This is a genomic window from Streptomyces sp. KR55 (assembly GCF_052245645.1).
Classification (GTDB): Bacteria; Actinomycetota; Actinomycetes; order Streptomycetales; family Streptomycetaceae; genus Streptomyces; species Streptomyces flavusporus.
The window spans coordinates 1-2,314 of record NZ_JBQQCE010000808.1 but is presented as its reverse complement, the minus strand read 5'-3'; the positions used below and the strand labels follow the sequence as shown (position 1 = coordinate 2,314).

General features: G+C 70.3%; 1 protein-coding gene and 2 pseudogenes. 2 read left to right on the top strand and 1 reads right to left on the bottom strand.

What is annotated here, in order from left to right; translation table 11 throughout:
• Positions 1 to 240 (top strand): annotated as a pseudogene (locus ACTWQJ_RS50350) (LysE family translocator); the annotation flags it as partial.
• A 49-nt stretch (positions 241 to 289) separates the two neighbouring features.
• Here ACTWQJ_RS50350 and ACTWQJ_RS50345 read toward each other — a convergent pair.
• Positions 290 to 1,670 (bottom strand): annotated as a pseudogene (locus tag ACTWQJ_RS50345) (Gfo/Idh/MocA family protein).
• Between the two features lie 75 nt (positions 1,671 to 1,745).
• Between ACTWQJ_RS50345 and ACTWQJ_RS50340 the strand changes: the two are divergent.
• Positions 1,746 to 2,314, top strand: a 569-nt coding sequence (locus ACTWQJ_RS50340) for an ABC transporter substrate-binding protein (protein ID WP_443313036.1), incomplete at its 3' end; no start/stop codon positions are given.

Here is a 2,314-nt window from a genome sequence, read left to right as displayed (position 1 = left end):
GCCGTACTGCCCCAGTTCGTGGACCGCGCTCAGGGGCACGTCGTGGTGCAGATGCTGCTGCTCGGTCTGGTCTTCAACATCATCGCGGTGGTCTTCGACAGTCTGTGGGGGCTGACCGCGGCCACCGCCCGGGACTGGTTCGCCCGCTCCCCGCGGCGGCTCTCCCTGGTCGGCGGCGTCGGCGGCCTCACCATGATCGGCCTCGGGTTCACGGTCGCCGTGACGGGCCGCAAGGACTGAACAGCGGGTGGGTCGCCGGGGGGACTGCCCCACGCCGGCCGGTTCCCGGTCACGGCACCGGCTGGACGCTCAGCACGTCCGCGGCTCGCACCGCCCGCCCCGACGCGAGGGACTCGTTCGCGGCCAGGCCCGTCACCAGGGACCGGGCGCCGGCCGTGGCGTCGGCTGCACGGCCCAGAGGGTCGGCGCCGACGACGCCGAAGAGGTCGTCGAGCATACGGACGTCGCCGCCGCCGTGGCCGCCCTCCCCCGTGGCGACCTTGATCTCGCGCGGGCGTTCCCAGAAGCGGCGCAGCAGCAGTTCGGTGCGGCCCGCGTCCTCGTCGGTCTCGGCGCCGTGCAGAGCGGTCTGGGTGCCGGGACGTGACCAGGTCGTCTCCTCGACGAGGAGTTCCAGTCGTCCCTCGCTGCCGTTGAAGGCGATGCGGTAGCCCTCCCAGGGCGCGTATGCCGTCAGGTGGTACGTCAGCGTGGCGCCGGAGTCGTAGCGCACCAGTACGGCCATGTCGTCCTCGATGGTCACGCCGGGCGCGAAGACGTTCTGGTCGCGGTGGTAGCCGTCCGCCGACTCGGCGTCCAGGTAGAGCGACTTGAGGATCGGTTCGTCGGCCAGGTGCAGGGCGTACGGGTCGTCGTCGGCCGCCGGGGAGTCGTGTGCGCGGGTGTAGTCGCGGGCCAGGCCCCGGCGTCGGCCGGCCTCGTCGCCGTAGAAGAAGAGGCCGCCCTGTGCGAAGACGGTGTGCGGCGTCGCGTCCAGCCACCAGTTGACCAGGTCGAAGTGGTGGGTCGACTTGTGGACGAGGAGTCCGCCGGAGTTGGCCTTGTCGCGGTGCCAGCGGCGGAAGTAGTCCGCGCCGTGTCGCAGATCGAGGAGCCATTCGAAGTGCACCGAGCCGACCTCGCCGATCTCGCCGCCCGCGAGGAGTTCCCGTACGGCCGAGTGCACCGGGTTGTAGCGGTAGTTGAACGCCACCCGCACCGAGCGTCCGGTCCGCCGCTGTGCGTCGAGGATGCGCCGGGCGCGCTCGGCGTCCGTCGTCATCGGTTTCTCGGTGACCACGTCGCAGCCCGCCTCGAGGGCGCGCACGATGTAGTCGTCGTGGGTCCGGTCCACGGTGCACACCACCACGAGGTCGACCCGCTCGCGGCGCAGCATCTCGTCGAAGTCCTCGGCCCCGTACCTGGGTACGGGCGCGCGGTCCGGGTGCACGGACGCGATCCAGTCGTTGTGGACGTCCATGCGGTGCGCGTTGACATCGCAGAAGCCCACAAGATCTACTCGGTCGGCGTAGGGGTCGGCCAGTGCCTGCGTGTAGAGCCGGGCGCGGGCGCCCAGACCCACCACGGCACAACGACGTCGGGGCGCGGTGTCGAAGGTCATGCGGAGCCTTTCGTTCCGATGAGGCGGTGCAGGGGTCTTGTCGTGACATCCGGACGTCCCTAGGGTCGCAGAACGGTGCAAGCGCTTTCTAGAGTCTGGAGAGGGGTGACTTCGCATGCCCGGAATGCCCGTAGACAGGACGACGTCCTGGCTCACGGCCGCCGTGCTCGTGCTGTGCGCGGCGCTGACCGGCTGCTCCGGTTCCGCCGAGACGAGCGGCTCGTCAGGCAAGGTCGTGCTCCGCTACACCTGGTGGGGCAATCCGGACAGGGCGGCCAGGACGGAGCAGGCGATCGAGCTCTTCGAGAAGGAGCACCCGGACATCGAGGTGCAGACCTCGTTCTCCGGATACGACAGCTACAAGCAGAAGCTCGCCACCCAGGCCGCCGGCGGCGACGCCCCCGATGTGATGCAGCTCGACTACCGCATGATCGAGCAGTACGCGTCCGGCGGCGTCCTCTACGACCTCGGCCGGCAGAAGTCCGTGCTGCGGACGGACGAGATCGATGCCGGCCTGCTCGCCACCGGCGCCGTCGACGGCAAGCAGTACGCCGTACCGCAGGGGCGTGGCACCGAGGCCGTCGTGTACGACGCAAAGGCGTGGCAGGCCACCGGCGTTCCCCTGCCGAGCGGGGACTGGACCTGGAGCGAGTGGGCCGACACCATGCGTGCCCTCGCGCAGAAGACCGGCAA